Source organism: Xanthomonas sp. NCPPB 3200, from assembly GCF_056393585.1.
The window spans coordinates 1-26,022 of sequence record NZ_CM150785.1 but is presented as its reverse complement, the minus strand read 5'-3'; the positions used below and the strand labels follow the sequence as shown (position 1 = coordinate 26,022).

Annotated in this window: 21 protein-coding genes and 1 pseudogene; 5 read left to right on the top strand and 17 right to left on the bottom strand. The window is 60.0% G+C overall.

Annotated features, from left to right (window positions below):
* Positions 1 to 58 precede the first annotated feature (58 nt).
* Positions 59 to 415 carry a hypothetical protein gene (locus tag AC06DU_RS00110; protein ID WP_146095749.1) on the bottom strand — a complete coding sequence of 119 codons (357 nt, stop codon included), beginning with the start codon at positions 413 to 415 and terminating at the stop codon, positions 59 to 61.
* A gap of 2,074 nt (positions 416 to 2,489) precedes the next feature.
* Here AC06DU_RS00110 and AC06DU_RS00105 point away from each other — a divergent pair.
* Both AC06DU_RS00105 and AC06DU_RS00100 read left to right on the top strand, forming a co-directional pair.
* Positions 2,490 to 3,227 (top strand): hypothetical protein, encoded by a 738-nt coding sequence (locus tag AC06DU_RS00105; protein WP_146095750.1) that lies wholly within the window; start codon positions 2,490 to 2,492, stop codon positions 3,225 to 3,227.
* A 101-nt stretch (positions 3,228 to 3,328) separates the two neighbouring features.
* Positions 3,329 to 3,763, top strand: coding sequence for a hypothetical protein (locus AC06DU_RS00100; RefSeq protein WP_146095751.1), 435 nt, complete (start codon positions 3,329 to 3,331; stop codon positions 3,761 to 3,763).
* Here AC06DU_RS00100 and AC06DU_RS00095 read toward each other — a convergent pair.
* From AC06DU_RS00095 to AC06DU_RS00080, 4 genes and pseudogenes are all read right to left on the bottom strand, one after another.
* Complete coding sequence (locus AC06DU_RS00095) at positions 3,753 to 5,801, bottom strand: hypothetical protein (RefSeq protein WP_146095752.1); 2,049 nt, start codon at positions 5,799 to 5,801, stop codon at positions 3,753 to 3,755. The genes AC06DU_RS00100 and AC06DU_RS00095 overlap by 11 nt on opposite strands.
* A 3-nt stretch (positions 5,802 to 5,804) precedes the next feature.
* A complete protein-coding gene (locus AC06DU_RS00090; protein ID WP_146095753.1) occupies positions 5,805 to 7,601 on the bottom strand; it encodes a hypothetical protein in 1,797 nt (598 codons plus the stop codon).
* On the bottom strand, positions 7,598 to 8,833 hold the full coding sequence (locus AC06DU_RS00085) for a tyrosine-type recombinase/integrase (RefSeq protein ID WP_181142485.1): 1,236 nt from the start codon (positions 8,831 to 8,833) through the stop codon (positions 7,598 to 7,600). The genes AC06DU_RS00090 and AC06DU_RS00085 overlap by 4 nt, the downstream gene beginning before the upstream one ends.
* 207 nt (positions 8,834 to 9,040) lie before the next feature.
* Positions 9,041 to 9,277: pseudogene (locus AC06DU_RS00080) on the bottom strand (PA0069 family radical SAM protein); the annotation flags it as partial.
* A 135-nt stretch (positions 9,278 to 9,412) separates the two neighbouring features.
* Here AC06DU_RS00080 and cls point away from each other — a divergent pair.
* The 3 genes from cls (at position 9,413) to AC06DU_RS00065 (ending at position 11,995) form a co-directional block, all read left to right on the top strand.
* On the top strand, positions 9,413 to 10,873 hold the full coding sequence (cls, locus tag AC06DU_RS00075) for a cardiolipin synthase (protein ID WP_046345200.1): 1,461 nt from the start codon (positions 9,413 to 9,415) through the stop codon (positions 10,871 to 10,873).
* Between the two features lie 74 nt (positions 10,874 to 10,947).
* On the top strand, positions 10,948 to 11,217 hold the full coding sequence (locus AC06DU_RS00070) for a hypothetical protein (RefSeq protein ID WP_024939143.1): 270 nt from the start codon (positions 10,948 to 10,950) through the stop codon (positions 11,215 to 11,217).
* Positions 11,218 to 11,227: 10 nt separating this feature from the next.
* Positions 11,228 to 11,995 (top strand): pyridoxine 5'-phosphate synthase, encoded by a 768-nt coding sequence (locus AC06DU_RS00065; RefSeq protein ID WP_478203164.1) that lies wholly within the window; start codon positions 11,228 to 11,230, stop codon positions 11,993 to 11,995.
* Positions 11,996 to 12,122: 127 nt separating this feature from the next.
* Here the strand turns inward: AC06DU_RS00065 and AC06DU_RS00060 are convergent, their stop codons facing one another.
* The 12 genes from AC06DU_RS00060 to dnaA all read right to left on the bottom strand — a co-directional run bounded on the left by AC06DU_RS00060 (position 12,123) and on the right by dnaA (position 26,022).
* Entirely contained in the window at positions 12,123 to 12,530 is a 408-nt protein-coding gene (locus tag AC06DU_RS00060; protein ID WP_102255313.1) for an ExbD/TolR family protein, read from the bottom strand.
* Between the two features lie 353 nt (positions 12,531 to 12,883).
* A complete protein-coding gene (locus AC06DU_RS00055; protein ID WP_011035269.1) occupies positions 12,884 to 13,294 on the bottom strand; it encodes an ExbD/TolR family protein in 411 nt (136 codons plus the stop codon).
* A 3-nt stretch (positions 13,295 to 13,297) separates the two neighbouring features.
* A complete protein-coding gene (locus tag AC06DU_RS00050) occupies positions 13,298 to 13,720 on the bottom strand; it encodes an ExbD/TolR family protein (RefSeq protein ID WP_011035268.1) in 423 nt (140 codons plus the stop codon).
* 45 nt (positions 13,721 to 13,765) lie between these two features.
* A complete protein-coding gene (gene exbB, locus AC06DU_RS00045; RefSeq protein WP_005912445.1) occupies positions 13,766 to 14,527 on the bottom strand; it encodes a TonB-system energizer ExbB in 762 nt (253 codons plus the stop codon).
* Positions 14,528 to 14,612: 85 nt separating this feature from the next.
* Positions 14,613 to 15,284, bottom strand: a complete 672-nt coding sequence (locus AC06DU_RS00040) for an energy transducer TonB (protein ID WP_046345197.1) — start codon at positions 15,282 to 15,284, stop codon at positions 14,613 to 14,615.
* Between the two features lie 153 nt (positions 15,285 to 15,437).
* Positions 15,438 to 16,634 (bottom strand): tetratricopeptide repeat protein, encoded by a 1,197-nt coding sequence (locus tag AC06DU_RS00035; RefSeq protein ID WP_478203162.1) that lies wholly within the window; start codon positions 16,632 to 16,634, stop codon positions 15,438 to 15,440.
* A gap of 152 nt (positions 16,635 to 16,786) precedes the next feature.
* Complete coding sequence (locus AC06DU_RS00030) at positions 16,787 to 17,593, bottom strand: M48 family metallopeptidase (protein WP_016901838.1); 807 nt, start codon at positions 17,591 to 17,593, stop codon at positions 16,787 to 16,789.
* Positions 17,594 to 17,655: 62 nt separating this feature from the next.
* On the bottom strand, positions 17,656 to 18,492 hold the full coding sequence (locus AC06DU_RS00025) for a CPBP family intramembrane glutamic endopeptidase (RefSeq protein ID WP_126966904.1): 837 nt from the start codon (positions 18,490 to 18,492) through the stop codon (positions 17,656 to 17,658).
* A gap of 67 nt (positions 18,493 to 18,559) precedes the next feature.
* The gene (gene gyrB, locus AC06DU_RS00020) at positions 18,560 to 21,004 is read right to left on the bottom strand and encodes a DNA topoisomerase (ATP-hydrolyzing) subunit B (protein WP_016901840.1); all 2,445 of its coding nucleotides are present in this window, start codon (positions 21,002 to 21,004) and stop codon (positions 18,560 to 18,562) included.
* A 114-nt stretch (positions 21,005 to 21,118) separates the two neighbouring features.
* Entirely contained in the window at positions 21,119 to 22,225 is a 1,107-nt protein-coding gene (recF, locus tag AC06DU_RS00015) for a DNA replication/repair protein RecF (RefSeq protein WP_478203160.1), read from the bottom strand.
* Between the two features lie 1,090 nt (positions 22,226 to 23,315).
* The gene (gene dnaN, locus AC06DU_RS00010; protein WP_478203159.1) at positions 23,316 to 24,416 is read right to left on the bottom strand and encodes a DNA polymerase III subunit beta; all 1,101 of its coding nucleotides are present in this window, start codon (positions 24,414 to 24,416) and stop codon (positions 23,316 to 23,318) included.
* A 277-nt stretch (positions 24,417 to 24,693) separates the two neighbouring features.
* Positions 24,694 to 26,022, bottom strand: coding sequence for a chromosomal replication initiator protein DnaA (gene dnaA / locus AC06DU_RS00005; RefSeq protein ID WP_024939149.1), 1,329 nt, complete (start codon positions 26,020 to 26,022; stop codon positions 24,694 to 24,696).

Below are 26,022 nucleotides of genomic sequence, written 5' to 3'. Positions count from 1 at the left end.
AGATTCCAGTCGGGCTCGCCATCAACAGTAGATAACTAGCAGGGTACGGCCGCCGTCATTACGGTCCAAATCTGCGTCTGGGCCGCAATGCGTTTTCGATTGCGGTCAGGGCGCGATCAAGGCGCCACAAGCAACTGATCAGATGGCCAAGGGCACTTCCCCGTTGCTCAGGAGACGCTGTCAGTGAAGCTAAATAGGTAGCGATAGCTTCGATCAGGGCCTTAGCTGCAGCAAGTAGCTCCTCTTTCAGCTCGTCGATCTCAGGGTCTGGATCGTCGGGGGTAGATTCGAGAACGAGCTCAAGTCGTTCGATCAGTTGCGCGAGAAGATCCCTGACTTCCTCTGGAAAATTTTGCTTCGCAAATACTCTTAGCTCTTGTAGCAATTCTAGAATGGCAGTCTGGAACGCTTTCATGCAAAGCCCGTCCGTGAGTTTTCCCTAGGGTAGAACACCGCAAGTACCGCAGTATGTCGGGATGAACCCTACAGGCGATAGCTCTTGATATCCTTCCAGCATGTGGCCGGCAATCGCATTTCTTCTTAGACTTGGAGAAGTAGTGGAGGCCAACAACGGCATGACCGTACCAGGGCCTGCGGGCAGCAATGGCTGCGACCACAGTTGGCCTCAGCTACCACACAAAAACGCGTCTGCAGCAGCTGTGCGAAGGACCCATCATCGGTCATGCGCGCACTAAAGCGACCGTCGTGGCCTTTTCTTCACCCATCTGCTGGCTCAGGCTCATGACGTGGTTGGCCCTAGCAGGACAGTCCCCGGAACGCTTCCGCCTTCACGGCCATCAGGTCATTCCCAGGTCCTTGACTGGCGCAGCAGCTTGAACGCCGTACTGAAGCAGAGGGCTCAGACGAGCAGTTCGCCTACAGCCCCATGACCATCTTGCCAGTCGCGTGGTCACCCATCCACTCCTTCCCCCCGCACTGGCTCTGGCTTTGAAAGCCTATTCCGACGCGGTCGTCCGCCAAAAACCTCAGCTCCCCAAGCGAACCGGCGACAGGCATCCGGCCCGCAGCTAGAACACATATATAAGGTGTGTCCATACGACTGCTGCCGACATATCACCGGTCATAGACAGATTGGTTCCGTCTCTTGGGCCACAGAAGCAACAGCGGCACCCGTCACTCGGTTCCCCAACGCCCCTTGGGGGGGCCTGCCTCAGGCGTGCTGGCACTAATGAACCCTCATGTTTACCGCATCTGCACATTTTCGCTGACGATTCCGTCAAGATGCGACTTTTTAAATACTTTTGAACGATTTTTGCCGATTTTTGGCGAACTTAAACGATATTTGCTACGGACTAGATCGAAAGTAATAGGCCTCTAAAAGCCCCCTGCAACGCACTGGGGGCCATTCACAGGCAAATGCTACGTGGGTAAGCTGGACACCCTGCAAACGGCCCCAGGGCCCGGGCAGGGCCGCTAGCGTCGATGCTTGAGTAAGACTTTCCTGAAATGGCTTGACTGAATGGCGCAGGCAGGTTACCGTACAGTTACTTGGTCGTGAAGGCCACGAAAAAACCCCCGCCGTTTAGGGCGAGGGTCAGTTCTTTAACAATGTAGACGTCACCGAGGGTCGCGTTGGCGCGCGATTCCTGGGTAACAAGGCCGGGGACAGGAGCGAGTGCCGGAGGGGACTCACCTGTCAGACTGCCAAGTGCCGTCTTGTCGTTTGCGTTCGACCAGACAATGGTTCCATGGTTCACCGAAGCGTGTCAACAACACGCACGGGCAACCCTGGAGCTCTCTTGGCGAGACCGTGCTCCTCTCACCTTCTCCGAAGGAGAGTAGCTATGCATACCAAGAATGTGCCGGTACGTGCCTACACCCGCCGTCGTTTCGGCCGTGTGGAACACGTCATCCGTCATTACCGCTCCTATCCGCGCCGCTAAGGGCTAATAGGAAGGCCCCGGCCCACTGGGTCCGGGGCCTGGACTTGGAGCAGAGCGTCTTCTAGAGAGATCTCGCAAGAAGGATCAAATATGTCCAGTAAGAAGGGCCCTGCGGACTTCCGCAGCTCGGAGACTGGTCGGTTTGTGACCGAGCGCTTCGCGGAGATCCACCCGCGGACCACTCAGAAAGAACACAACCGTCCGTCGCCGCCTCCCACCAAGAAAAAGTAAGAATAAAAAAGGGCCCGCATTGCTGCGGGCCCTTTTTTCGTTCCGATAGACCCGTGCGTATCGCCTGCATGGATGGCTATGCGTTGCGGCATCGCATCAGAACGCCTGGACTCGGCAAGAAAGCTCCAATCTTTAGGCCTGCCAATGGAACCCTGCAGCTCGGAGACTCCGTAGTTGAAGAGGCAATGCCCGCATAAAGTGGTTCACGTGAATAGAATCCCAAGCCCGCCCGCACACGCCACAAAACGAGCACGGAGGCTGGCAGCTAAACGTGGGCTGCTACACCTAGGAGCCTACCGATGCCTGGTGCTCTTGACGCATCTTGAGCTCCTTGTACTTCAAGCGGCTCGAACGATGAAGGCTGTCGGATACAGATGGGAGCGTCGGGCAAAGCGCTGGTCTCAGGCCCATCCGTATGCACTGTTGGCTGCCTTCCCCATCTGGGGCGATCCCAAGTCGTTTCCGATACCGCCAAAGGCTCGCCTGAGAGATGCGATCCGGGACGCCTTCAAAGGAAGCTGGCCATTGGTAACCATGGCGGTTGCGCCTTGGGCGATCGCCTATGACCAGTACCGCTCCATGTTCTTCGACACGACGGAGGACAGGATCGTAGCCGAGCTCGGTCAGATAGCCTTTGAGAATATGTCGACATGGCTGGAGATCAGCACGTATGTGTTCCCAGCGGTGGCCTACCTGGGAATCGTCGCGATATCGCTGATCTGCGCTTTGGTGTACCGGCTTCAGGTAGTCATTACACACTTGGATTGGCGCGCCAAGCCAAGGGTCGGCTTTCGATTCCACCTTACCCAGGTGGCCTCAATGGCTCTCTACCTTGGCCTCCCAACGCAAGCGGTTGCCTGGACTATGAATCATCGAAGCTTCGCCGAGCCCTGGATCCAGGTGATCGCGAGTTCTCCGCTGATGGTGATTCCAGCCTGCGTCTGGGTAATTGGGCGACGCCTTCATCAGAGAAACAGGGAGCGCTACCGCCGAACGCTCTACGGCAGCCCCCGGCGAGCACTTGTGGCATCCATACTGACTACGGTTCTACTGCTTGGATTTTTCGTAGGCTGCAGGCTGAGCTTGCGCTAGTCAAAACGTCACAGTGTAACTGTGTTTAGGGAATCTCTGACATCTGAAAAACTGCGACTAAGATCACCTTGGGAGCGCGTCTCTGGAAAACGGAGTGGTCAATGAAAGATTCAACTCAACAGCAGTTGGAAGATGCTCTGAAGAGACTACGCGATGGTGAACCGGCTCACCCAAAGCTTCGAGCAAGTCTCGATTCGAAGCTTGGTGCCGGTAAAACCTACAACTTAGTCTCTATCGCCAATGTCGCCCTAGAAGCGGGAGTGAGTCGCACCCTTATTGGTTACGACGGCTGTCAGTACCCTGCGATCCGAATGGCAGTTCTGAAGGCGAAAAAGGCAGCTCCAAGTTCATCCACCATCAAGGCGTTGCGTCAGGAAATCGCAGAGCTAAAGAAACTTAAAGCGGAATTGGTTACGGTGATCGCCTCCCAGCGTGCTGAGCTAGATCGAGCTCAGAAAGCGCTGATCGAGCTCGGCGCCGATCCCACTGTGCGCAGCATGCAAAGGAACTTCAGAAACAAGCGCACTAAACAGTGAGGGCAGCAAGGATCGCATCGCATTGCTTCCTACGCCGTGTGGCGATTGCCAGGCTCGCCTTGTCTCCAGACGCATGTGCCCGCTTGATCAGCACTTGGTTCTCGTCGCGTCGATTACGCCAGAAGTCCTCGTGTTCAGGACTAATGGCAAGACAACTACAACCTAGACATAACTCCAGATGGGCAACTTTGAGATTGGGCTTGGTCGCTGCGAATGTAGACGTGCCCGCACGCTGATTGCACAAACTCTTTGACGGAAGCTGCGACGCCCAGCAGCGGCCATAAGGTGTGTTCCACAATGACACCTCATTCTCGTTGACGTAGCGGGCAGCGGTTTCGTCGTCCGACAAGCTTTCGCTAGTCAGCTCCAGGCTCAGTGCCTTACGTACCGCACTTACAACCTTAGAGAACCCGCCGGCCATTGGGGCAGATGAGAAGGTTATTGAGCGAAGAACGTGTACCGCTGACATCGCCTGAGCATCCGAACACGCTGAAACGAGCGTTGGGTCATTTCCTATGTAATATCGGCACGTGATCGCATCGTTTACATGTTTATAATGCTCGCTGAGCGGTTTGAGCATATTGGGATTAGTCCGAAAAACGAATGTCGCAAAAGTTGGTCGCCATTGATGCGGCCTAATTCGCCCTTTCTTGTAGGCCGCATGCTCCTGCCCAGCGAGCATGCTAAAGTCTACCCAGTTCAGAAGAAACTCCCGCTGCAATCTTGCGAGGTAACCACCATTCATGGACGTGACTGAAGCGGCGGTCGTGGGAAGCCCACCTTTCGCTCTTAGAGTGATAAGGAGCTCGGATTGACCACCGAGGTCGCGAAACTCTTTAAGAAGCTCGTTGAGCGCCAAAACAGCGCGCACTGTAGGAGGCATGTAGTCAGCACCAACCGGTCTTGCGCCAATTAGCCAATCTGCCTGTCTAGGCCTACCACGCTTGGCAGTCGTGGCTTCCACATAAAACATCTCTAACAATCCATCGGGAGTAACCGAGCTATGCAAACACGCCGGCCAACCATTAGTTCGACTGGCTTTTGCGCGTAAGCTGAGTAGCTCATGGGCTCTCATACCTGTTCCCGCTTGCAGCACGATTGAGCAGGCTGCAACACACGTGACAATTAAATAACGAAGTACGAGAAGCGGCTTGTCAAGAACAAAATGATCGCCTTCGGAGTTCCGCCTGGTAGCCTTTTCACCAAGTAACAGTGATTCCTCGCCATTAGGCATCGGTATCTGCATCTCCTTTGCGAACGCGTTGACCTGAGCGTACAACTCTAGACGATCAGCAGCGCTAATCTCGTCCCAATCCTTTTTAAAACCCCTGATGGTAAGAATCTTTCCTACTGCAACGCGTAGTGCTTCCACTGAGCGGTCCATAACGCGTGACGCCGCATTTAGTATCGGTATCGCAACCTCATCAGGAATCGCAGGTATGGTTTTACTTCCTCGTTTGAGTCCTAATTCTTTGTTCACTACTTCGTAGGGCGACTTGTCATCGTAAGGCGCAATTTTGAGAGTCCTGGCACCTAGGCTGGACATTGCTAAGCGCTGCCTATAGATCAGAGTTAGAACATTGACAGATGGGATAACGCCAGCGTGGGTAGGCCTTCGTGAGGCGCCCCAATGTTCTGCATCCCTTGTTCCTGCTTCGTGCACTATAACTGCGTACTCAGCAAAGGCCCATGAGTCTCCTGTGTCCAACTCGTCGAGATCCTTTATGCCCTCATCAATCATGAAGCTCGCGAGGTCTCTTACTCCAATAAGGACCCTTTGTAGGCCGCCCGCAGTTGTAGCTGCAGATCCTTGCGGCATGTAAACCAGCGTCCATACGAAGCATTTAAGAGAGAAGAGAAGATCCTGATGTTCAGGCGCGAAAAGCGACTCCCCATTTATAAGAAGCCTGTCCCATCTCATCACCGCGTTCTTTTTTACTTGACCAGGGGTTTCATTGGGAAGCATCCAGACGCGAGCGTTAAAATCTGCACCTGCGAAAGTAAGTCGGCTCAGCTTTTTTCTTTCACGTGTTGGCATATTCTATTCCAACGGCGGTATGGGGTTGAGAACTAATTGTTCCAGTCGCTTCACATTTGACTTCTTAAGCGTGGATGCGAGAACTGAGCCAAGGCGGTCGTATGCATTTCCATACCGCTCTCTGAAACGCTGCGTGCCAAGAGTGCGGAGCGCTTCACCGTACCTCTCGAAAATCTGAATTCTGCGCCCGATGGAAACATCGTCATTCATTTCGACGGCAAGAGGACACGCCGGACATAATCCATAGCCAGTGCACATGCGCCCGTTAATTTGACCCGGCATTGGGCTTTGAAATGGATCCAGACACTGGTAGCCGGGTGACGCCGCAGATCGATCGCCGAAGTGACTGCGTGAGTCGACTTTCGCATTGCTATCATGGTAGCGAAACTGTAAAGCCATGGCTCCAGCTAACGCTTCCTCGTCATTTCTGCGAGTTACTTTAGAACGGTAGTTGTTGTGTGTGACCGAGACCGTGCTGTGTCCAAGGAGAACACGGACCTTCTCCGTATCTCCAAGTATCTCATTGAGGTATTCAGCCCCCGCTAACCGAATGGCACTTGAGCCTGCGGCTCTGAGGCCTCGCTCTTTGAAGAACCTGGACTTCCTTTCGGCTGAAAGATTGTAGGTCCCACGGAGCGGTTGTCCCAGCGAGCGGATTGCTCCGATCTTTCTGGTCTTGAACTTGCACGCGTACAGAAATAGGTCGTCACGTATTCGTTGGGGGGCGTGCGCTCGAAGGTGTTTGGTCCATCGCTCAACGAAGTCTATAACGTTGCAGGGATTGAACAACTCGTCGCCTTTAAAGAACGAGCGATGGACCATGCCTTTTCCACGAATCTTTATACTCGATAGCTTATACTTGTTTGAGAATAATCCGGAACACCTGTCGATGTTTGAGATACGCAAGCAGCACAGTGGTTGTTCGTTCCAATGAGTAAAGCACTGAAGAATGATGAAGGCAGGCAACAGGTCATTGATGCTTGGGCTGATCAGCTTTGCGACACGCAGGTAACCCACCTCTTCCACGCGATTAAAAAAATCAGGTTCGTGTTGCTTTAGCCATTTGCGCTCCGGAAGTATGCCTCCATACTTGACTATCGCTTGAGCGCATAGTCCCTCAAGAGTGTTTTGGAGTCCTGAATTAATTTTGATGAGAGAAATATTGTGATCTATCTGTGTAAGCGAGACATCCAATTCTCTGAGAATTTGCTCATGTGCCTTGATCGCGGCTCTCATCAATCCCAAAAAATGGTCTTGTGATATCGCCTCCTTGTCGTTGCCTTCGTTTCTGCGCGGATTGTCTCCAGGCCACGGATTTATCGGAACATCATGCTGGACGCCCAGCTTTGACAGCTTCGGAGAAAGCCGTGCAATCATCTTGCGAAGCGCACTCAGCTTGTGCATTCTATCGGAATAGCCCCAAACGCTTTTTTTTCCATCTCTTCCTCTGCTCAGCCATTGTGTAAAGTCTTGAAAAGTTGCTCGATTAAGGCTACGCAGCTCGGCGTTAGGAGAGGTTTCGTTCAAGTATTGAATAATGCCGTAGCGAAGCGATCGGTGCGTTCCGTTTCGAGTTGTTGCTCTTTCTGATGCAAGGATGGCAAGTGTTGCATCAATGAGATCTTCGGCGATTTGAGAGAGACCTGCCCATCCGGAAAAATCGTAAAGTTTGATATCTTCATCGAGTGGCCCTTCGCACTGAAAGTGCAGTAGTCCTTTTTTCTCAAATCGAGAGAAGCGCACTTGAGTAGGACCGAATGAATTTTGGCCGGACTCCGTGCGAAATCGCGTACGTTTCATGTTGCGTACCCATCCAGTGCATTCATTAGATGGCGTTGATCCTTCTCGGACAGCTCTTCTTCTAGTAGCAGGCTCGCGTTTAGGTATATTTGTTCTGTGGTAGATCTGTTTGCATGTCCAAGAAGCGCCTGAACTTTCTTTGCCGGGTCGGGATTTCCCGCACGCGCTTCCAGGATGAAGTGCCACAAAGCAAAAGAATGTCTACAAGCGTGCGGGGACGGGATACTGTTGTTTACGGTTTCTCCAACTGCACGTATTGCGGCGCGCCTCATTATCTTCCTGAAGTTATTTGCTGTTAGCGGTTGACCACGAGAATAACGAGCAACCGCATGATTGACGAAGACTTGGTTATGCTGTGCCTTTCCTTTCGAAGCGTGTACGGCGTCGGCACGCTCGGTAGAAACATAGATGCTTAGTTCTGCCAATAGCCAAATAGGTACAATGAGTTTTCGATGCGCTCCTCCTTTTCCCATTACTTGTATGTGGCAAGCTGCAAGGGAATTCTCCTTACCGACTTTTTGAAATGGCAGATCGCTAATCTTGATTGATAGCGCCTCTGAGATCCGGGCACCGGTATTCAGCAAGAAGGCAAGCAAGAGGCGATCCCGAGTCAGGACTTGCGTTTTTTCACTGGGCATCTGGCCAAGGTTTTTGCTAATTGCCTCTACAAGGTCCGTAGCAATATGTTTCACCAGCGCATCCGTTGCAGGCGTCTTTGGCACTTGAACGTCCGGCGCTATGACACGCTTTTCGATTCCTCTTTGCAGGATCTTTGCGATCTTGAAGCGATTCTTCAAACGCCCGTTATTCTGCAGATAATGGAAGAGCCGCTTTGCAGTCGAGACCCGCTTGATGACCGTCCGATCTGCGTAATTCAGAGATGTCTGCGGACTCACTACGTACAACATGCTATCTGCATACTGCTGGAGCAGTTCTTCCGAAAACTCTGCAAGAGTTGTGCTGATTTCGTTGGCGAAGAGAAGGAGGTCCACCAAGTCTTCAGCGTTAGCCTTACTTGTATTGGACTGGTGGCGAAGTTTTGGCCTACCCAGCAGGCTAACGTTCTCCGAAATCAAGAAGTCATAGACGTCGGGGATAGGGACCGACGTACGTCTATCGACAACGAAGTAGAAGCCCGCGGGAAGCGCGGCGGTAGACCCCAGCAAGTGACGCGCCTGCCCACGGGCAGTCAAGGCAACCGTTTGGGCGATCTGAGGCTGGTAGATATCCAAGACTGCTTCTCCCGGGGGCCGGAACGAAGAAATCACGGCCTTGGGGATCATGCAATCTAGCGAGCGGCCAACATCGGGCCAAGTTGAACACTGTCGACCAAGGCTTCGGGACCTAGCTTAGTTCGTTCAGTGTTCCATCTCAACGAAAGCGCTGCTAACCAACGTTCAACGCAGCCCTACGTTGTGAACAATCTACCAAAACACCATACCATGCTCGCACCCACGATACGGATTGACCGATTGCGAAAAGCCGATGTCCGGCGATTGATTGCGGCTGATGATGCTGCGCGCGGTTTCCTCGGTGACCTGGGTGCGCAATGCCGGCGCGGCGAACTCCTCGCCGTCGTCGGCGTACCAGCCATCGTCCACCGGTTGTTGGGTGGTGGTTTCGAAGCGTCCGGGCAGATGGCCGGTCGCACCACGGCCCTTGATCGCTGTTGCCATCGCCACATCGTACGGCCGGCGGGTCTCAATCGATGCGACCAGGGGCGCGCCACGATGAAGCTTTCAGACCCGGCGCGGCGATCGCATCGTCCCCACGCTCACCGCAGCGGAGCGTGCGCCCCGTAGAATCCGCGCATGCTCGCATCCGTACAGGGCGCGTGGGAGTGGCTGGCCACCATTCCCCACCTCGAAGCGCTTCTCCTCGCCGCCTACGTGCTGTACCTGCTGTGGATCGCCAGCTGGATCGTGCTGCAGAAGCGCGAGCCGGTGGCCACGCTCAGCTGGGTGCTGTCGCTGGCGGCGCTGCCGTATCTGGGCCTGTTGATCTATTACTGGCTCGGCCCGCAGAAGGTCAAACGCCAACGGCTACGGCGCGGCCGTTCGCGCTCGGGCATGGAGAGCTATAGCAGCGTCTGCCCGCCGGATGCGGACTGCACCGAGCTGGCCAAGATCGCCCAGTCCACCACCGGGCTGGCCCCCAGCAGCGCCACCGAGGTGCACTGGCTGGTCGATGGCGCGGCCACCTATGCGGCCATCATCGAGGCCATCCGCGGTGCGCGCGACCATATCCATCTGCAGTACTACATCTTCCAGCCCGACCACAGCGGCACCGCGATCTGCGATGCGCTGATGGAGCGCGCACGCGCCGGGGTCAAGGTGCGTCTGCTGATGGACGCAGTGGGTTCGTCGGCGATGACCCGGCGCAGCTTGCGCACGCTGCGCGCGGCCGGGGTGGAGACCGCCTGGTTCCATCCATCCCAGCTGCTCAAGCCGTTCAAGCGGCCGTGGTTGAACCTGCGCACCCACCGCAAAGTGGTCGTGGTCGACGGCAGGATCGGCTTCACTGGCGGCATCAACGTCACCGACGAAGAGAACGAGCAGGTCCGCAGCGATGCCTACCGCGACCTGCACATGCGCCTGCAGGGCCACGTGGTGCGCAGCCTGCAGCTGGTGTTCCTGGAAGACTGGCTGTACGCCACCGGGCAGGGCCGCGCTGCCTTCCACGGCCAGCAGCTATGGCCCGAGGACGTGCCGAGCCGTGCGCAGGGCGATGTCGACGCGCAGGTGCTGGTCTCCGGCCCGGATTCGTCCTGGGAGTCCATCCACCGGCTGATGGTCGCTGCGATTCACGAAGCCCGGCATCGGGTCTGGCTGGTCACGCCGTATTTCGTGCCCGGCGAGGCCGCGCGCATGGCGCTGACCTCGGCCGCACTGGGCGGACTGGACGTGCGCCTGCTGGTGCCGCGCGTCAGCGACTCGCGCCTGGTCACCTACGCGGCGCGTTCGTATTTCGACGAGCTGCTCGAGGCCGGCGTGCGCATCTACGAATACGGCCCGCGCATGCTGCACACCAAGGCGTTGCTGGCCGACGACGAGGTCTGCATCGTCGGCAGCGCCAATTTCGACAGCCGCAGCTTTCGCCTGAATTTCGAGCTGTCGATGCTGTTCCGCGACCAGGCGGTGGCCGCCGAGCTGGCCGGTTTGATCGACGCCGACCTGCAGCAGGCGCAGGAAGTGCGCTTCGCCCGCCACCGGCCGTTGTGGCGCTCGCGGCTGCCCGAAGCCTGCGCACGGCTGCTGTCACCGCTGCTCTGAGCCGCATCGCCGCGCCCACGTGGAACCATGCCGGGCGCGGCGCTACACTGCCGCCACTGATCGGGGAGCTCGTCATGCACTGGCTGTTTCTGCTTATGGCATTGGGTGCGCTGGTGCTGGCTTTCAGCACGCCGCACGTGTGGTTGCTGGTGGCCTCGCTGCTGGTGGCACTGCTGTTGCTGTTGCTGTGGACGCGCGGCTGGTTCGCCTCGCGCATGGGCGATACCCAGCGCGACACCAGTAGCCTGATCGACCCGGCCGAGCTGCGCCGCCTGCGCGAGATCGCCGAAGCCCGCAAGGCGGCCGCCCTCAACGCCACGCGCGACGGCGAGCCGCAGGCCTGAGACCGACGCAGTGACCACCCAGCTCAGCGTCAACGTCAACAAGATCGCGGTGTTGCGCAATTCGCGCGGCGGCCACGATCCGGATGTGGTGCAGGCCGCACGCACCTGCATTGCCGCCGGTGCGCACGGCATCACCGTGCACCCGCGCCCGGACCAGCGGCATATCCGCGCCGACGATGTGCTGGCGCTGAGCGCGCTGACACGCGAGCACGGCGTCGAGTTCAATATCGAAGGCAACCCGTTCGCACCGCCGCGCGACGGTTATCCGGGCCTGCTGGACTTATGTCGTGCCACGCGCCCCGAACAGGTCACCCTGGTGCCGGATGGCGATGGACAACTGACGTCCGACCACGGTTTCGATTTTGCCCAGGACACCGCACAACTGGCCACGCTGATCGCCTCGTTCAAGGCCATCGGTGCTCGCGTCAGTCTGTTTGTCGATGCCGAAAATCCCGCTATCGCGCAGGCGGCAGCACTCGGTGCAGACCGCATCGAGTTGTACACCGGCCCATATGCGCACGCGCATCTGAGCGGCCAGCCGGATGCTGCATTCAAGCTGTTTTCCCACGCAGCGCAGCGCGCCGCGGCCGCAGGTCTGGGCATCAATGCCGGCCACGATTTGTCGCAGGCCAATCTCGGCGACTTTCTGAGCGCTGTCCCGGGCGTACTCGAAGTCTCGATCGGCCATGCATTGATCAGCGAAGCCTTGTATCAAGGCCTGGATGCGACCGTGCGCGCGTATCTGGAGATACTGCGCGGCGCATCGATCAGCGCTTGAGATAATCAAGTCGATTATATGGATGCGTTGCTTGGTTACCCAATATTGAATCGGGGCAGGGTTTCTGCCCCGATGCAATCGTTATCGATGACTTACGGCTGATTTACCATGCTGGTTAATCACCCATTTATTGCACAAAACTGATGCGATCCACCTGCGCATTCTTGGCTGCAGCCAGCACCTTGGCCATCACCGCGTATTCGGCATCCGCACTGGCGGCGATGCGCAGCTCTGGCTGATTGCCGGCTGCCTGGCGCATTTGTTCGATCAACCTGGGCTGCAATTGCTGCAGCGTTATCGGGCTGGCATTCCAGAACACTTGCCCGCTGGCGTCCACACGCAACCCGATCGGTGCAGGCGGGTCCATGCGTGACTGGGCCTGCTCGCTGCGCTGTGGCAGGTCCACCGTGATTGGCCGCGCCAGCATCGGAGCGGTGACGATGAAGATGATCAACAACACCAACATGACATCCACCAGCGGCGTGACATTGATCTCCGCCAGCGGTCCCCGATTGCCTGCCGTACTGAAAGCCATGACTGCCTCCTGTGCTATGAGCGTGGGTGCTGCGCGCTCGAGCATACACCTGGTCGGCAGTCAGGGAAGGGCAGGGCAGACGCCTCTGGCGGGCCGAGCCCCGAAGCGTGCCGTTGCGACTTGCCGCTGCAGCTCCGGCGGTTTGCTTGCGCGGACGACCTGAGGATCACTGCATGCATCACTCGCCCGGTGCCCGGGAAACGGATATCACGTCCTGGCAAACAGCCGGCCGCATGCATGCGCGTCGAACATAGCGGCAGCAACCACCCGATTGATCGAGCATAAAAAAACGCCACCGTTTCCGGTGGCGTTGCAGTCGCGTCATGACTGTTGTGTTGCGGTCTTGCGATGTCTTACTGCATAAAGCCGATTTTCTTCATCTGCGAGTTCTTCGCCGCAGCGAGGACCTTGGCCATCACTTCGTACTCCGCATCTTCATTGGCGTCGATGCGCAGTTCCGGCTGATTGGTCGGATCGGCCTGCACCACTTCTTCCATCTTCTGCTGCAACTGCGCGACCGGGGTCGGGCTGTTGTTCCAGAACACCTGGTTGCTGGCGTCGATCCGCAACTCGATCGGCGGCGGCGGTTCGGTCGTCTGCGGTGGCGGGTTGAGCACCCGCTGCGGCAGATCCACGGCGATCGGGTAAGTCATGATCGGCGCGGTCACGATGAAGATGATCAGCAGCACCAACATCACGTCCACCAGGGGCGTGACATTGATGTCGGCCATTGGGCCGCGGTTTCCACCGGTACTGAATGCCATGGCTTACTGCCCCTTCTCTTTGGTTGCGACGAAGCCGACGTCCAACATGCCCTGACCCTGCGCGATCTTGGTGATCTCGTTGATCGTACGCATCTTGGTCGTGCGGTCGCCACGCAAATTGAGCGGCGGCTGCGGTGTCTGCTGTGCGGCGGTGGACAGGCGCGATTCCAAGGCTTCCTTGGAAATCGGCTCGTCGTTCCAGTACAGCGACCCGTCTTCCTTGACGGCCAGGGTGATCGGCGCGGCGCGTTTCTCCGCATCTTCCTTCTGGATCAGGTTGGCCTCTGGCAGCTCCACCTTGACCTTATGGGACATCAGCGGTGCCGTAATGATGAAGATGATCAGCAGCACCAACATCACGTCCACGAGGGGCGTCACGTTGATGTCGGCCATCGGGCCACCGCTGTTTCCACTACTGAAGGCCATAACGGGCTCCGTCTAAATCGTTGCGAAGTCGTTCTTTACTACGGATTAGCGAACGCGCGAACCAGTGGCGAAGAAGTCGTGCAGGTCGTGGGCAAAGGTGTCGAACTTGGCGATCACCGAGCTGTTGACCTTGGAGAAGAAGTTGAACGCGAACACGGCCGGGATGGCGACGAACAGACCGATCGCGGTCATGATCAGCGCTTCACCCACCGGGCCGGCAACGGCGTCGATGGAGGCCGAACCGGTTGCACCGATCTTGATCAGCGCGCCGTAGATGCCCCACACCGTACCGAGCAGACCGACGAACGGCGCGGTCGCACCAACGGTGGCCAGCAGGGTCATGCCCGACTGCAGCTTGGTGCTTTCGCGGGTCACGGCCTGACGCAGGGCGCGATCGACGAATTCCGAACGGCTCAGGCTCTCGCCCAGGCCACCGGTGCTGCCTTCGGCGCGCTGGTGGTGAGCAGCAGCCTGCGCTGCGTCCAGTGCGATCTTGGAGAACGGCTCGGAAGCCGGCTGCTCTTCCATGGCGCGGATGGCGTCCTGTGCATTCGGGGCATCCCAGAACGCGGTGGTGACGCGGTCAGCCGCGCTCTTCAGACGGGTGGCACGGAAGATGTTGATGACAGTCCAGTACCAGGAGGCAGCGGACATGGCGATCAGGGTGATCAGAACGACCCAGGACACGGCGAAATCGCCGGGGCTGGACGTCATTTCAGTGATCAAGTGCTCGAAGCCCATCTGCGACAGGGCGGCCGACGGATTGGAGCCCCCTGCAGCGGCGGCGATAAAGAATTCCTGCAGCATGACGCTTACCTTTGTTGTGTGTGGTGATGAAGGGTGGAGCGAAAGGAAGACAGGATCCTGGGCCGACCGTGGCCGGCCCGTGGGATCAGTTCAGAGCAAAGTTGACCGGGACGCGGACACGTCCGGCGGCTTTCTGCCCGTTGACAGTGGAGGCGTTGAACTTCCACTTGCGTGCTGCGTCCATCGCGGCACGGTCAAGGTCGCGGTTGCGGCTGGACTTTTCGACCGACACATTGGTCACGTTGCCGTTGGCATCCACATCCACGATCAGGATGACCTCACCTTGGACACCGGCACGGAATGCAGCCGGCGGGTACTTCGGCGGGTTCATGTTCTTGGACGAGATATCGACACTGGCGCCGATGTCACTCGGCGGTTGCGGCGGAGCCGGCGGGCTCGGCGGCGTGACGATATCGCTGGGACGCGGTTCGGGAACATCGACAACCGGAGCTTCCGGCGGCGGCGGAACCGGTGACGGCTTCGGCGGCGACAGATTCTTGACCGGCGGTGGCGGCTTGTCTTCCGGCGGCGGCGGCGGCGGCGGCGGCGGGGGAGGAGGCGGTGCATCCACCAAGGTAACCATGGTGGTGCGCTCCTTCTCTGCCGGAGCCTTCGGCGCCACTGCAGGGATCAGCAACATCATCAGTGCAGTGAGGTGCAAGGCAATTACGAAAGCAATGCCGATAATGCGGGCCCAGCTCAGACCCTGGTTCCCGGCATCATAGTCATGCCTGTGGATAACGAGTTGTTCCGTCATGCGCCAATGGCTCTTTCAGTGGGGGCCCCGGATCACTGTGATGATCCCCAGGTTTTCGGACGGCTTTGACACCGCAGGAACCCCCAAGCTTATACCAATCCCGAGTCCTGTAACCACTAAAAACACAGGGATTTCGGGGGTTTATTTTCTTTTTTACTTCAGATTGATGATCTTCTTGGCGTCATCAGGTTTTTTGACACCCTTGGCGATTGCCTGCTGCGCGGCCTGCTTGGCCTCCGGGATGCGACCTTCCGAATGCAGCACCTTGGCCAGATTCAGATAGGTCTCGCCGTCCTTGGAAAGCGGTGCGGCCTTTTGCCAATTCTCGATCGCCTTGGGCACGTCGTCGCTGTAGTAATACGACTGTGCCAGCGCAAGGTATGTCTGATAATCGGGTTTAAGGATGCCTTTTTGCATACCTTCATTGATGACCGCGATGACGTCCTTTTCCTTGTTCTCGGTGTTGGCGTAGATGGAATACAACTGCTTGTACTCCTTTTCTTCGGTCAACTGCCCGGCAGCGCGCAGCTTGTCCATCACTGCGGCGGCCTTGTCCATCTGGTCGGCCTGCATATACATGCTGGCCAGGTTGAGCTGGGCCTTCTTGTCGTTCGGGGTCTTGGCGGCGAGCGCTTCGGCAGCGGCCACCGCTTCACCGGTCTGGCCGGCTTCGGCGTAGGACGCCATCAGCAACTGGTTCCAGGTGTCCTTCGGCTCGGGCGAGGCGGCGATGGCCTGCTTCAGCACCGGAATGGCTTCCTTGTAGCGCTCGGCCTGGTACAGCGCCTGGCCCTTGAGGATCAGGTCTTCCGGGCGCTGCGACTTGCTCTCTTCCAGATACTTGTCCAGCGTGGCCAGGCCTTCGGCCTGCTGGTCGTCCTGCATCTGCAACTGCGCCAGCATCAGCATCGACTGGAACTGGCCGTTGTTGTCCAGCGCATTCAGGCCGATCGCCTGCTGCAGGTACTTCTTGGCAGCGGCAGTGTCGTCCATGTTGTACGCCGCCTGGGCGGCCAGCTGCGAGGCCAGCGCCTTGTCAGCTTCATTGGCCGAGCCATTGGCGAGGATCTCGTCGGCCTGGGTGCGCACGGCCGGGAAGTCTTCGCCCTTGTTGAAGGTTTCGATCAGCTTCTGCAGCTTGCTGCCCATCTTGGAGGAGGGCTTGATCGTCGGCGCGGCGCGGGTGGACTGCGGATACAACTCTTCGGCCTTGCCGCTGTTCTTGGACTTGCGACTGGCGCGCTCGGACGACCGATCCGACTGCGCAACCGCGTCGGTGACGACAGCCCCGCCCAGAGACGCGGCGATGAACAGGGACAACAGGGCTTGCTTGCGGTTGAGCAGTTTCATGTTTCACCTCGGACGAGCCGCCGTCGGGCGGTACGAAAAGCGGAATAAACGCTGTACGAAAAATCTGAGCCGGCAAACTTAGCAGAAAGTCTCAGTTCCCGAAAACGGTTTCCATGCTGTGTTGCGACATTCGGTACGTGAGCGCTGCGAAATCAGCCGCAACGCGGCACGCGCCCGTCCTGTCGCGCCTGCTGGTAAACCGGTTCGAGTTGATTGACGTCTGCCTGCAGTTCGCGGATGCGATTGGCGGGGTCGGGGTGGGTGGACAGCCACTGCGGCTGGCGATTGCCGCTGGCGGCCATCATGTTCTGCCATAGCGTCACGGCCTGGGCAGGGTCGAAGCCGGCCTGGGCCATCAGCCGCTGGCCCACCACATCGGCCTCGCTCTCCTGGGTACGCGAGCCGGGCAGCAGGAATACGGTCTGGGCAGTCATCCCGCCGACCTGGTTGACGGCACTGGCGGCGCCGTCGCCGTAGGCCGCGCCGGCTAGCGCGCCAATGATGCCCAGGCCGGTCTGCGCGCCGAGCTGGCGGGTGATGCGCTCTTCGTGATGGCGGGAGATCACATGCCCGATTTCGTGCCCGAGCACGGCAGCCAGCTGATCCTGCGTCTTGGCGACAGTGAATATGCCGGTATTCACGCCGACCTTGCCACCGGGCAGCGCAAAGGCGTTGGCTTCGTTATCCACGAACAGCGCGGTTTCCCAGCGGGTTTCGCGCCACTGCGGCGGCAGCTGCGCCACCAGCGCATTGACCACGCACTGCACGTAGGCGTTCTGCTTGCCGTCGGTGCTGACTTTTTCCTTGGCCTTGGTCTGCGCGAACGATTCGGCGCCAAGCTTGTCGAGCTGGTCCTGCGTGACGCCTCCCACCACCTGTCGGCGGCCGGTCGGCGAGGTTGTGGTGGCACATGCCGTCAGTGCAAAGACGGCGACAACGATCAACAGCCTGGCTTTCATTCAATCCCCCTTGAACCCTGGGGGCATTTTGGCAGGCTCGTCTTAACTTTTCGTCAAACGGCTCAGCCGATGCCAAAAAAGTACAGTGCCGCCAGGGCGGTGGCGTTGTTGACGCCATGCGCCACGATCGGTGCCCATAGCGTGCCGGTGCGCCAGTACAGCCATGCGAACGCCGCCCCCATGCCGCCGTACACCAGCCACAGCTGCACGATGGCAGCCGGTCCGTTGCCGCTGACGCCGGGCACTTCGTGCACCAGCGCAAAGATCGCGCTGCTCAGCGCGATGCCCAGCCAGGGCCGGCCAGCGGCGAGCAGGCGGCCGAACAAGACGCGTCGGAACAGCAATTCTTCATACGCCGGGGCGATCGCCACGGCAAACACCACCAGCGCCAGCGGCCATTGCCTGATGGCTTCTTCCATCAGCGGCAGGTTGGTCGGCACCGGTTTGATGCCCAACGCGGATGCCGCGACGCTGACCAGATTGCTGAGCAGGAACACGCCGACCGCGATCAGCGCGGTCCAGCCCCAGGTGGAGGCACGCCTTGCAGCGGCGCGCGAGGCCCGGTGTTCGTCTGCCGTCGCACGGCGGCGCCAGTAATACAGCAGCAGCGCCGGCGAGGCGGTGCTGACCAACGCGGTGAGCAATTGCACCAGCACGCCGGGTTGGCCGATGGTGGCCATGATCTCGCTCGAGGACAGCGTCAGGCCCTGCGCCTTGGCGGCCTGCACGGCACTGACGCCGCGGAACACGCCCCAGAGCGCAAACCCGGCCACGCTCAGCGACAGCAGCAGGCCGGTGGCGATCAGCACATCGATACCGAAGCCGAGCAATGGCGGCAGCAGCGGGGCGGTGCCGGCGGCCGGCGTCGTTACCGGCCGCGAAGAAGGATCTGCGCTCATCGTCGTCCTGAAAAAACCGCAGGCGTCGGCGCAGCGCCTGAGCGGTGCGCCGACGGGCAACGGTGGCTCAGATGTCCAGGTTGGACACCTTCAGCGCGTTGTCCTCGATGAAGTCGCGGCGTGGCTCGACCACATCGCCCATCAAGGTGCTGAAGATCTGATCGGCGGCCACGGCATCTTCGATACGCACCTGCAACAGGCGACGCGTGTCCGGATTGACCGTGGTTTCCCACAGCTGTTCGGCGTTCATTTCGCCCAGGCCCTTGAAGCGCTGTACCTGGCGGCCGCGCTTGGCCTCTTCCAGCAGCCAGGCATGCGCCTGGGCGAAGCTGGTGATCGGGTGGGTCTTGTTGCCGCGCACGATCTGCGCGCCTTCGCGCACCAGGTCGTGCAGGGCAAGCGAGACCTCGCGCAGCGGACGCAGCTCGCCGCTTTCGAACGCGCCCATCGGCAGCACCTGGGTGAATTCCTCGCCCATGTGCCTGCGCACCGCCACCAGCGACGCCGAGGCGCCATCGGTAGCCGGGTCGAAACGCAGCTGGTAGCGCGCCGTGCCGAGGGTGCCGCGGTTGAGCACCGCCTGCAGCGCATCCAGGGTGGGATGCACCTCGCCTTCGGCCTGCAGCTTGTCCACATCCAGCGGCGGCAGGTCGATCAGCGCGGTGAGCAGCGCCGGGTCGTAGCGGTGTGCGTTGCGCGCGATCGCCTCGTTGGCGCTGGTGAACAGCATCAACAGCTTTTCCAGCGCCTCACCGGTGATCGGCGGCTCGTCGGTGGCGGGGATCAGCGCCGCGCCTTCGACCGCGTTGCTGGCCAGGTAGGCATTGAGCGCCGCGTCGTCCTTCAGATACAGCTCGCTCTTGCCCTGCTTGAGCTTGTACAGCGGCGGCAGGCCAATGTAGATGTAGCCGCGCTCGATCAGCTCCGGCATCTGCCGGTAGAAGAAGGTCAGCAGCAGGGTCCGGATGTGCGAGCCGTCGACGTCGGCGTCGGTCATCAGGATGATGCGGTGGTAACGCAACTTGTCCGGGTTGTACTCGTCGCGGCCGATACCGGTGCCCAGCGCGGTGATCAGAGTGCCGACCTGGTCGGAGGCCAGCATGCGGTCGAAACGCGCGCGTTCGACGTTGAGGATCTTGCCGCGCAGCGGCAGCACCGCCTGATTCTTGCGGTTGCGGCCTTGCTTTGCCGAGCCGCCTGCCGAGTCACCCTCGACGATGAACAGCTCGGACAGCGCCGGGTCTTTTTCCTGGCAGTCGGCCAGCTTGCCGGGCAGGCCGGCGATGTCCAGCGCGCCCTTGCGGCGGGTCAGGTCGCGCGCCTTGCGGGCGGCTTCGCGCGCACGGGCGGCGTCGACGATCTTGCCGGTGATGGCCTTGGCTTCGTTCGGATTCTCCTGCAGGAACTCCTGCAGGCGCGCACCGAAGGCGTTTTCCACCGCCGGACGCACATCCGAGCTGACCAGCTTTTCCTTGGTCTGCGAGGAGAAGCTGGGGTCGGGCACCTTGACCGAGAGCACCGCGATCATGCCTTCGCGCATGTCGTCGCCGGTCAGCGCGACCTTGGCCTGCTTGGCGATGCCGTTCTGCTCGATGTAGGTGCTCAGCACACGCGTCAGCGCGGCGCGGAAGCCGGCCAGGTGGGTGCCGCCATCCTTCTGCGGGATGTTGTTGGTGAAGCAGTACATGGTTTCCTGGTAGGCGTCGGTCCATTGCAGGGCCACGTCCACCACGATGCCATTGTGCTCGCCGGTCACCGAGATCACGTTCGGGTGCAGCGGCGACTTGAGCTGCGCCAGATGCTCGACGAAGCTGCGGATGCCGCCCTCGTAGTGGAAATCGTCGCGGCGGCCGTCGCCGCGCTCGTCGATCAGGGTGATCTTGACGCCCGAATTGAGGAACGACAGCTCGCGCAGGCGGCGCGCCAGGATGTCGTAATGGAACTCCACGTCGCTGAAGATCGCCACGGACGGCTTGAAGCGCAGCGTGGTACCGCGCTTGGTCGAGGCTTCCAGCTGCTTGAGCGGGTACTGCGGCTCGCCCAGCGCGTATTCCTGCTGGTAGTGGAAGCCGTCGCGCCAGATGTCCAGCCACAGGTGCTCGGACAGCGCATTGACCACCGACACGCCCACGCCGTGAAGGCCGCCGGATACCTTGTAGCTGTTGTCGTCGAACTTGCCGCCGGCATGCAGCACGGTGAGGATCACCTCCGCCGCGGAGACGCCTTCTTCCTTGTGAATGTCGACCGGCACGCCACGGCCGTTGTCGGACACCGCAACCGATCCATCGACCAGGATCTTGACCACGATGTCGTCGGCATGCCCGGCCAGGGCTTCGTCGACCGAGTTGTCGACCACCTCGAACACCATGTGATGCAGGCCGGTGCCGTCATGGACATCGCCGATGTACATGCCGGGGCGCTTGCGGACGGCTTCCAGGCCACGCAGCACGGTGATCTTGCTGGAGTCGTAGGTGCCGTTGGGGGTGGGCGAGGTGTTTTGTTCGTCGGTCATGCGTGTGCCGTTAGCTCCACAACACGGGCGCAGGCGGCAGGAGCCGCATCGCACCGTGGGAAAAGGGGGATAGCCCGGAAATTATACCAGTCGGCCCACCTGCGCCGCCGACGGTTACGCGGAGGGCGTCAGCACGGCCACTTCGCCGTGTTCCACGTGGAACCGATGCAGCAGCTTGCCGGATTCGGCCAGGCCGGGCGGCATTTCGGTTGCGGTGATCAGTACCTGCGCCGGTGCGGACGCCAGGCGCTGCAACACGCGCGCCTGGTGGTGGCGGTCCAGTTCCGAGCCCAGGTCGTCCAGGGCGATCACCGGCCATTCGCCGCGCTCGTGGGCGAAATCTTCGGCCTGTGCCAGCAGGCAGGCGAGGGCGGTGAGCTTTGCCTGGCCGCGGGAGAGCGCATCCTTGCCCGGCAATGCATCGAAGGCAGGCGCCCAATCGGCCCGGTGCGGCCCTTGCGAGGTGTAGCCGTTCTGGCGATCACGCTCGCGTGCCAATAGCAGCGCGTCGGCCAACGACACCTCATGGCGCTTCCAGCCCGGTGCGAACTTCAGCACGGACAGCCCGAGCGACGGGGCGATCGCGGTTGCGACCGGAATCAATCGCTCCTGCAGGCGCTCCAGATAGCGAAGGCGACGCGATGTCAGCGTTTCGCCAGATTCGGCGAGCTCGTGGTCCCAGGCATCGAGCATGCGCGGCTGCGCGCCCTGCTTGAGCAAGGCATTGCGCTGTTTGAGCGCTCGCGCATAGCGCCGCCACAGCGCCAGGAAGTCAGGTTCCACGTGGAACAGCCCCCAGTCCAGGAAGCGCCGCCGCGGCTCGCCGCCGCCACTGATCAACACGTGGCTGCCGGGCTCGAAGGTCACGACAGCCAGCGCGGCACATAACGCGCCCAGCTGGGCGACATCTTCGCCATCCAGCCGCCCCGTCCATTCCTGGCCGCTATGGCGCAGCCCCGCCCGCCGCGTGCGTTCCCCGGCCGCGGCGGTTCCCTCGCGCCACTCCACGAAGACTTCCAGATCGCTGGCGCCTTGCTGGATCAGCCCGTCGCGTACACGGCCACGAAAGCTGCGGCCGTAGGCCATCAGATGCAACGCTTCCAGCACGCTGGTCTTGCCCGCGCCGTTATCGCCGGTGAGCAGGTTCAAGGAACTGGCGGGGTGAAGGTCGACGGTCTCGAAACGACGAAGTCGATGGATGGACAACCGCACTACGTGCATCGATCGATCTGCTCTGCGCTGTGATCCGGCATCCCGGTCGGAGCGGAGGATACGTGATCGATGCGGATCCTGCCCGTGCAGACGTGAGGCGACCCGAGGGACAGGCAGGGGACAACCTGTGGATAAAAACCAGGCCCGAGCAGCTGCTCCCGCTTATCCACAGGTTGCCGACCTCTCTACACGGGTCTAGACACAGGGTTTCGAGGTCTAAAAGTTATTTAAAAACAAACACATAGGGTAGTTTCCGGCGAAATCTGGCCCTACCATCACCACCAAGCTCTTAAATTATTTATAGATTTAAAAGCAAAGCGCGATGTGCATAACTTAAAAACCGGCTCAAGGACGCTCACGCCAGACGCAGCTGTACGTACTCGGTCGGAGCGGACCACGTTGTCTTTTATGAACTGATTCAGGCTGGCTCCAGTCAGTGCGACTTCGCTGGACGACAAACCGCAACGTGCATGACCAACTAATCTCACGGGAGCTGCGACAAATCCAGCTTCCCCCAATGCGGTGAGCGGCACGAGGAGAAAGCACGTTGTTCCACGTGTATCCCGTGGACCTGCCAACAACGCCTTCGTAACTCGACAGGTCGCGGTTGGGTTTGCCTGCTTGCTCAGAGCACAGCGATCTCACGCGGCGCGTTCCCTAGGCAAGACAGCTCACTGATCCTTGGGCATGTCTGAAACACAGATGGGCAAAGTATCCGTGCTGACGACAGCAGCGCACCGGGCTGATGCCAGTTTTTTGATATCGCTCGTGTTCCAACTCACACCCGTCAATCCAAGCAAACGAACCAGTGCCCTTGTGCGGCCCTCGAAGTTTGACTATCCGTGAGTGGCGTCTATCGAACCGTTCTTGGCTTGGTAAACGTGCGGCATTGATGCTCTGAGGCTCATGCCAGAAGGCAAAGTAGCTCCGGGTAAGGCACCGACGCATCTGGGCACCCAATACCAGCGCAGAGCGGATGCCCACGGACGCTCAAGCCTCCCAAAGCCTTGCACCGCAACGAACGTAGCGATCTTGACCTCCAAGACGAAAAAGCCCGGCTTTTTCGCCGGGCTCTTCGTGTTCCACGTGGAACGCGACGTCAGAGACGCAGCGGCATCACCACATGGCGGGACTTCTCGCTGCTGGCCTCGCGCACCAGTGCCGACGAATTTGCATCGCGCAGCTGGATAACCACGTGCTCATCGCGCAATGCAGACAGCGCGTCGAGCAGATAGTTGACGTTGAAGCCGATGGCCAGATCGTCGACCTTGGTGTCCGCCTCGATTTCTTCCTGCGCTTCTTCCTGCTCGGGGTTGTGTGCGCTGATCTTCAGCTGACCCGGCGACACTTCCACACGCACGCCACGGTATTTCTCGTTCGACAGGATTGCCGCACGCTGCAGCGATGCACGCAGTGCCTCTCGGTCCACCTTGACCTCGCGATCGGCGCCGATCGGAATCACCGCCTCGTAATCCGGGAAGCGGCCGTCGATCAGCTTGGAGGTGAAGGTCACATCGCCACGCTTGACGCGGATATGGCTACGACCGACTTCCAGCTCCACTTCGCGGTCCGCGGCTTCCAGCAAACGCAGCAACTCGGTTACGCCCTTGCGCGGCACGATGATCTGGCGCTTGGCACCGCCGGATTTTTCCAGCTCGGTCTCGCACAGCGCCAGACGGTGGCCGTCAGTGGCCACGCACCGCAGCAAGCCCTCGCGCAGGTCGAACAGCAAGCCGTTGAGGTAATAACGCACGTCCTGCTGGGCCATGGCGAACGCAGTGCGCTCGATCAACTCCTTCAACGCCGCCTCTGGTACAGCAACGCGCTCGGTGGCTTCGACTTCGTCCACCGACGGGAAATCGTTGGCAGGCAGCGTTGCCAGGGTGAAGCGGCTACGCCCGGCCTGCACCGTGACCTTGTCGCTGGTTTGCGAGATGGTGACGCGGCTGCCGTCGGGCAGGGCACGCAGGATGTCGAACAACTTGCGCGCCGGAATCGTGGTTTCGCCGTCCTGCGCGTCTTCCACCATCGTGCGCGAGATCATTTCCACTTCCAGATCGGTACCGGTCAAGGAGACCTGCCCGTCCTTGACCTGCACCAGCAGATTGGCCAGAACCGGCAGGGTTTGACGGCGTTCGACCACATTGACCACTTGGGCCAATGGTTTGAGGAAGGCTTCGCGCTGCAGTGTAAAACGCATGTGGTTCCGTGCCCCTATGCTTTAAAAGATAATGGAATAAATCAAAAGCTTGGTGGTGATGGTAGGGCCGTTTTCAGCGGATAACCACCATAACTGTTTGTTTCCAAAGACAAATTAGCGCCTGAAAGTCGTTGGACTAGTGCCCCTGGTCTGGCGGTAAAACCTGTGGATAGTTTTCCGCCCGACCTGCGAGGCAACGTTATCCACAGATTCTCCCGCATTTGACCCCAACGTTTCCACGCTTTTCTCCAAGCGGGCGGTCAAGACCGTTGCCGGCTTACTCGCTGAGCTTGCGAATCAGCTTTTCCCAGTCCTCGCGCAGCTTGCCGTCGGCCTCCATCAGCGTGCGGATCTGCCGGCAGGCATGCAGCACGGTAGTGTGGTCGCGGCCGGCGAAGGCGTCGCCGATCTCGGGCAGGCTGTGTTCTGTGAGTTCCTTGGCCAGCGCCATCGCCACCTGGCGCGGACGCGCCAGCGAGCGGGTGCGTCGCTTGGAGAGCAGGTCCTTCATCTGCAGGCCGTAGTAGTCCGCCACGGTCTTCTGGATGTTGGGGATGCCGATCGCCTGCTGCTGGGCGCGCAACAGGTCGCGCAGCGTCTCCTGGGCAAATTCCACCGTGATCGAGCGGCCAGTGAAGTTGGCGCGTGCCACCAGCGTGTTGAGCGCACCTTCCAGGTCGCGCACGTTGGAGCGCATCTTCTTGGCGATCAAAAACGCCACGTCGTCCGGAATCTCGGCGCCGCGCTCGCGCGCCTTGGCCAGCACGATCGCCGCGCGGGTCTCGAAATCGGGCGGGTCGATCGCCACCGACAGGCCCCAGGCCAGGCGCGACTTCAGCCGCGGCTCCAGGCCTTCGACCTCACGCGGATAGCGGTCGCAGGTCAGGATGATCTGCTGGCGGCCATCGAACAGCGCGTTGAAGGTGTGGAAGAACTCCTCCTGCGTGCGGTCCTTGCCGGCGAAGAACTGGATGTCGTCGATCAGCAGCGCATCGATCTGCTGGAACTGGCGCTTGAACTGGTCCATCGCCTTGTCCTGCAGCGCCCGGATCATCGCGCTGAAGAACTGTTCCGAGCGCAGATACATCACCTTGGCGGCCGGATTGGCCTGGCGCAGCGCGTTGCCGGCGGCAAACATCAGGTGGGTCTTGCCCAGGCCGGTGCTGCCGTACAGCAGCAGCGGGTTGTGGGCGCGGTCGCCCGGCTTCTGCGCGGCCTGGATCGCGGCGGCCAGACCGAGCTGGTTGCTGCGGCCCTCGACGAAGTTGGCGAAGGTGTAGTGCGAATCCAGATTGCCGGCGAACGGCACGATCGGCGCGGCAACCGGTGCGCTGGGCGTGGCCATCGGTGCCGGCTGCGGTTCCGGCGCACGCGGGCGGGAGCCGACTGCCAGCGCCACTTCGCCGTTGCCGACGAAATACGCCACCAGTTCGCGGATACGCGGCAGGTAGCGCTCGCGGACCTGGTCGACGATGAAGGCGTTCGGCGCATACAGCACGATGCTGTCGCCGCGGTCTTCGGCTTGCAGGGGTTTCAACCAGGTGTGGACGTCCTCGGGCGGGAATTCGGCTTCGAGACGTTCCAGACAGCGGGGCCAAGCATCCAT

Bases quoted from the DNA above. Each gene is read 5' to 3' on its own strand.
- AC06DU_RS00110 (WP_146095749.1), bottom strand. From the start codon at position 415: ATGAAAGCGTTCCAGACTGCCATTCTAGAATTGCTACAAGAGCTAAGA.
- AC06DU_RS00105 (WP_146095750.1), top strand. From the start codon at position 2,490: ATGAAGGCTGTCGGATACAGATGGGAGCGTCGGGCAAAGCGCTGGTCT.
- AC06DU_RS00100 (WP_146095751.1), top strand. From the start codon at position 3,329: ATGAAAGATTCAACTCAACAGCAGTTGGAAGATGCTCTGAAGAGACTA.
- AC06DU_RS00095 (WP_146095752.1), bottom strand. From the start codon at position 5,801: ATGCCAACACGTGAAAGAAAAAAGCTGAGCCGACTTACTTTCGCAGGT.
- AC06DU_RS00090 (WP_146095753.1), bottom strand. From the start codon at position 7,601: ATGAAACGTACGCGATTTCGCACGGAGTCCGGCCAAAATTCATTCGGT.
- cls (WP_046345200.1), top strand. From the start codon at position 9,413: ATGCTCGCATCCGTACAGGGCGCGTGGGAGTGGCTGGCCACCATTCCC.
- AC06DU_RS00070 (WP_024939143.1), top strand. From the start codon at position 10,948: ATGCACTGGCTGTTTCTGCTTATGGCATTGGGTGCGCTGGTGCTGGCT.
- AC06DU_RS00060 (WP_102255313.1), bottom strand. From the start codon at position 12,530: ATGGCTTTCAGTACGGCAGGCAATCGGGGACCGCTGGCGGAGATCAAT.
- AC06DU_RS00055 (WP_011035269.1), bottom strand. From the start codon at position 13,294: ATGGCATTCAGTACCGGTGGAAACCGCGGCCCAATGGCCGACATCAAT.
- AC06DU_RS00050 (WP_011035268.1), bottom strand. From the start codon at position 13,720: ATGGCCTTCAGTAGTGGAAACAGCGGTGGCCCGATGGCCGACATCAAC.
- exbB (WP_005912445.1), bottom strand. From the start codon at position 14,527: ATGCTGCAGGAATTCTTTATCGCCGCCGCTGCAGGGGGCTCCAATCCG.
- AC06DU_RS00040 (WP_046345197.1), bottom strand. From the start codon at position 15,284: ATGACGGAACAACTCGTTATCCACAGGCATGACTATGATGCCGGGAAC.
- AC06DU_RS00035 (WP_478203162.1), bottom strand. From the start codon at position 16,634: ATGAAACTGCTCAACCGCAAGCAAGCCCTGTTGTCCCTGTTCATCGCC.
- AC06DU_RS00030 (WP_016901838.1), bottom strand. From the start codon at position 17,593: ATGAAAGCCAGGCTGTTGATCGTTGTCGCCGTCTTTGCACTGACGGCA.
- AC06DU_RS00025 (WP_126966904.1), bottom strand. From the start codon at position 18,492: ATGAGCGCAGATCCTTCTTCGCGGCCGGTAACGACGCCGGCCGCCGGC.
- gyrB (WP_016901840.1), bottom strand. From the start codon at position 21,004: ATGACCGACGAACAAAACACCTCGCCCACCCCCAACGGCACCTACGAC.
- recF (WP_478203160.1), bottom strand. From the start codon at position 22,225: ATGCACGTAGTGCGGTTGTCCATCCATCGACTTCGTCGTTTCGAGACC.
- dnaN (WP_478203159.1), bottom strand. From the start codon at position 24,416: ATGCGTTTTACACTGCAGCGCGAAGCCTTCCTCAAACCATTGGCCCAA.
- dnaA (WP_024939149.1), bottom strand. From the start codon at position 26,022: ATGGATGCTTGGCCCCGCTGTCTGGAACGTCTCGAAGCCGAATTCCCG.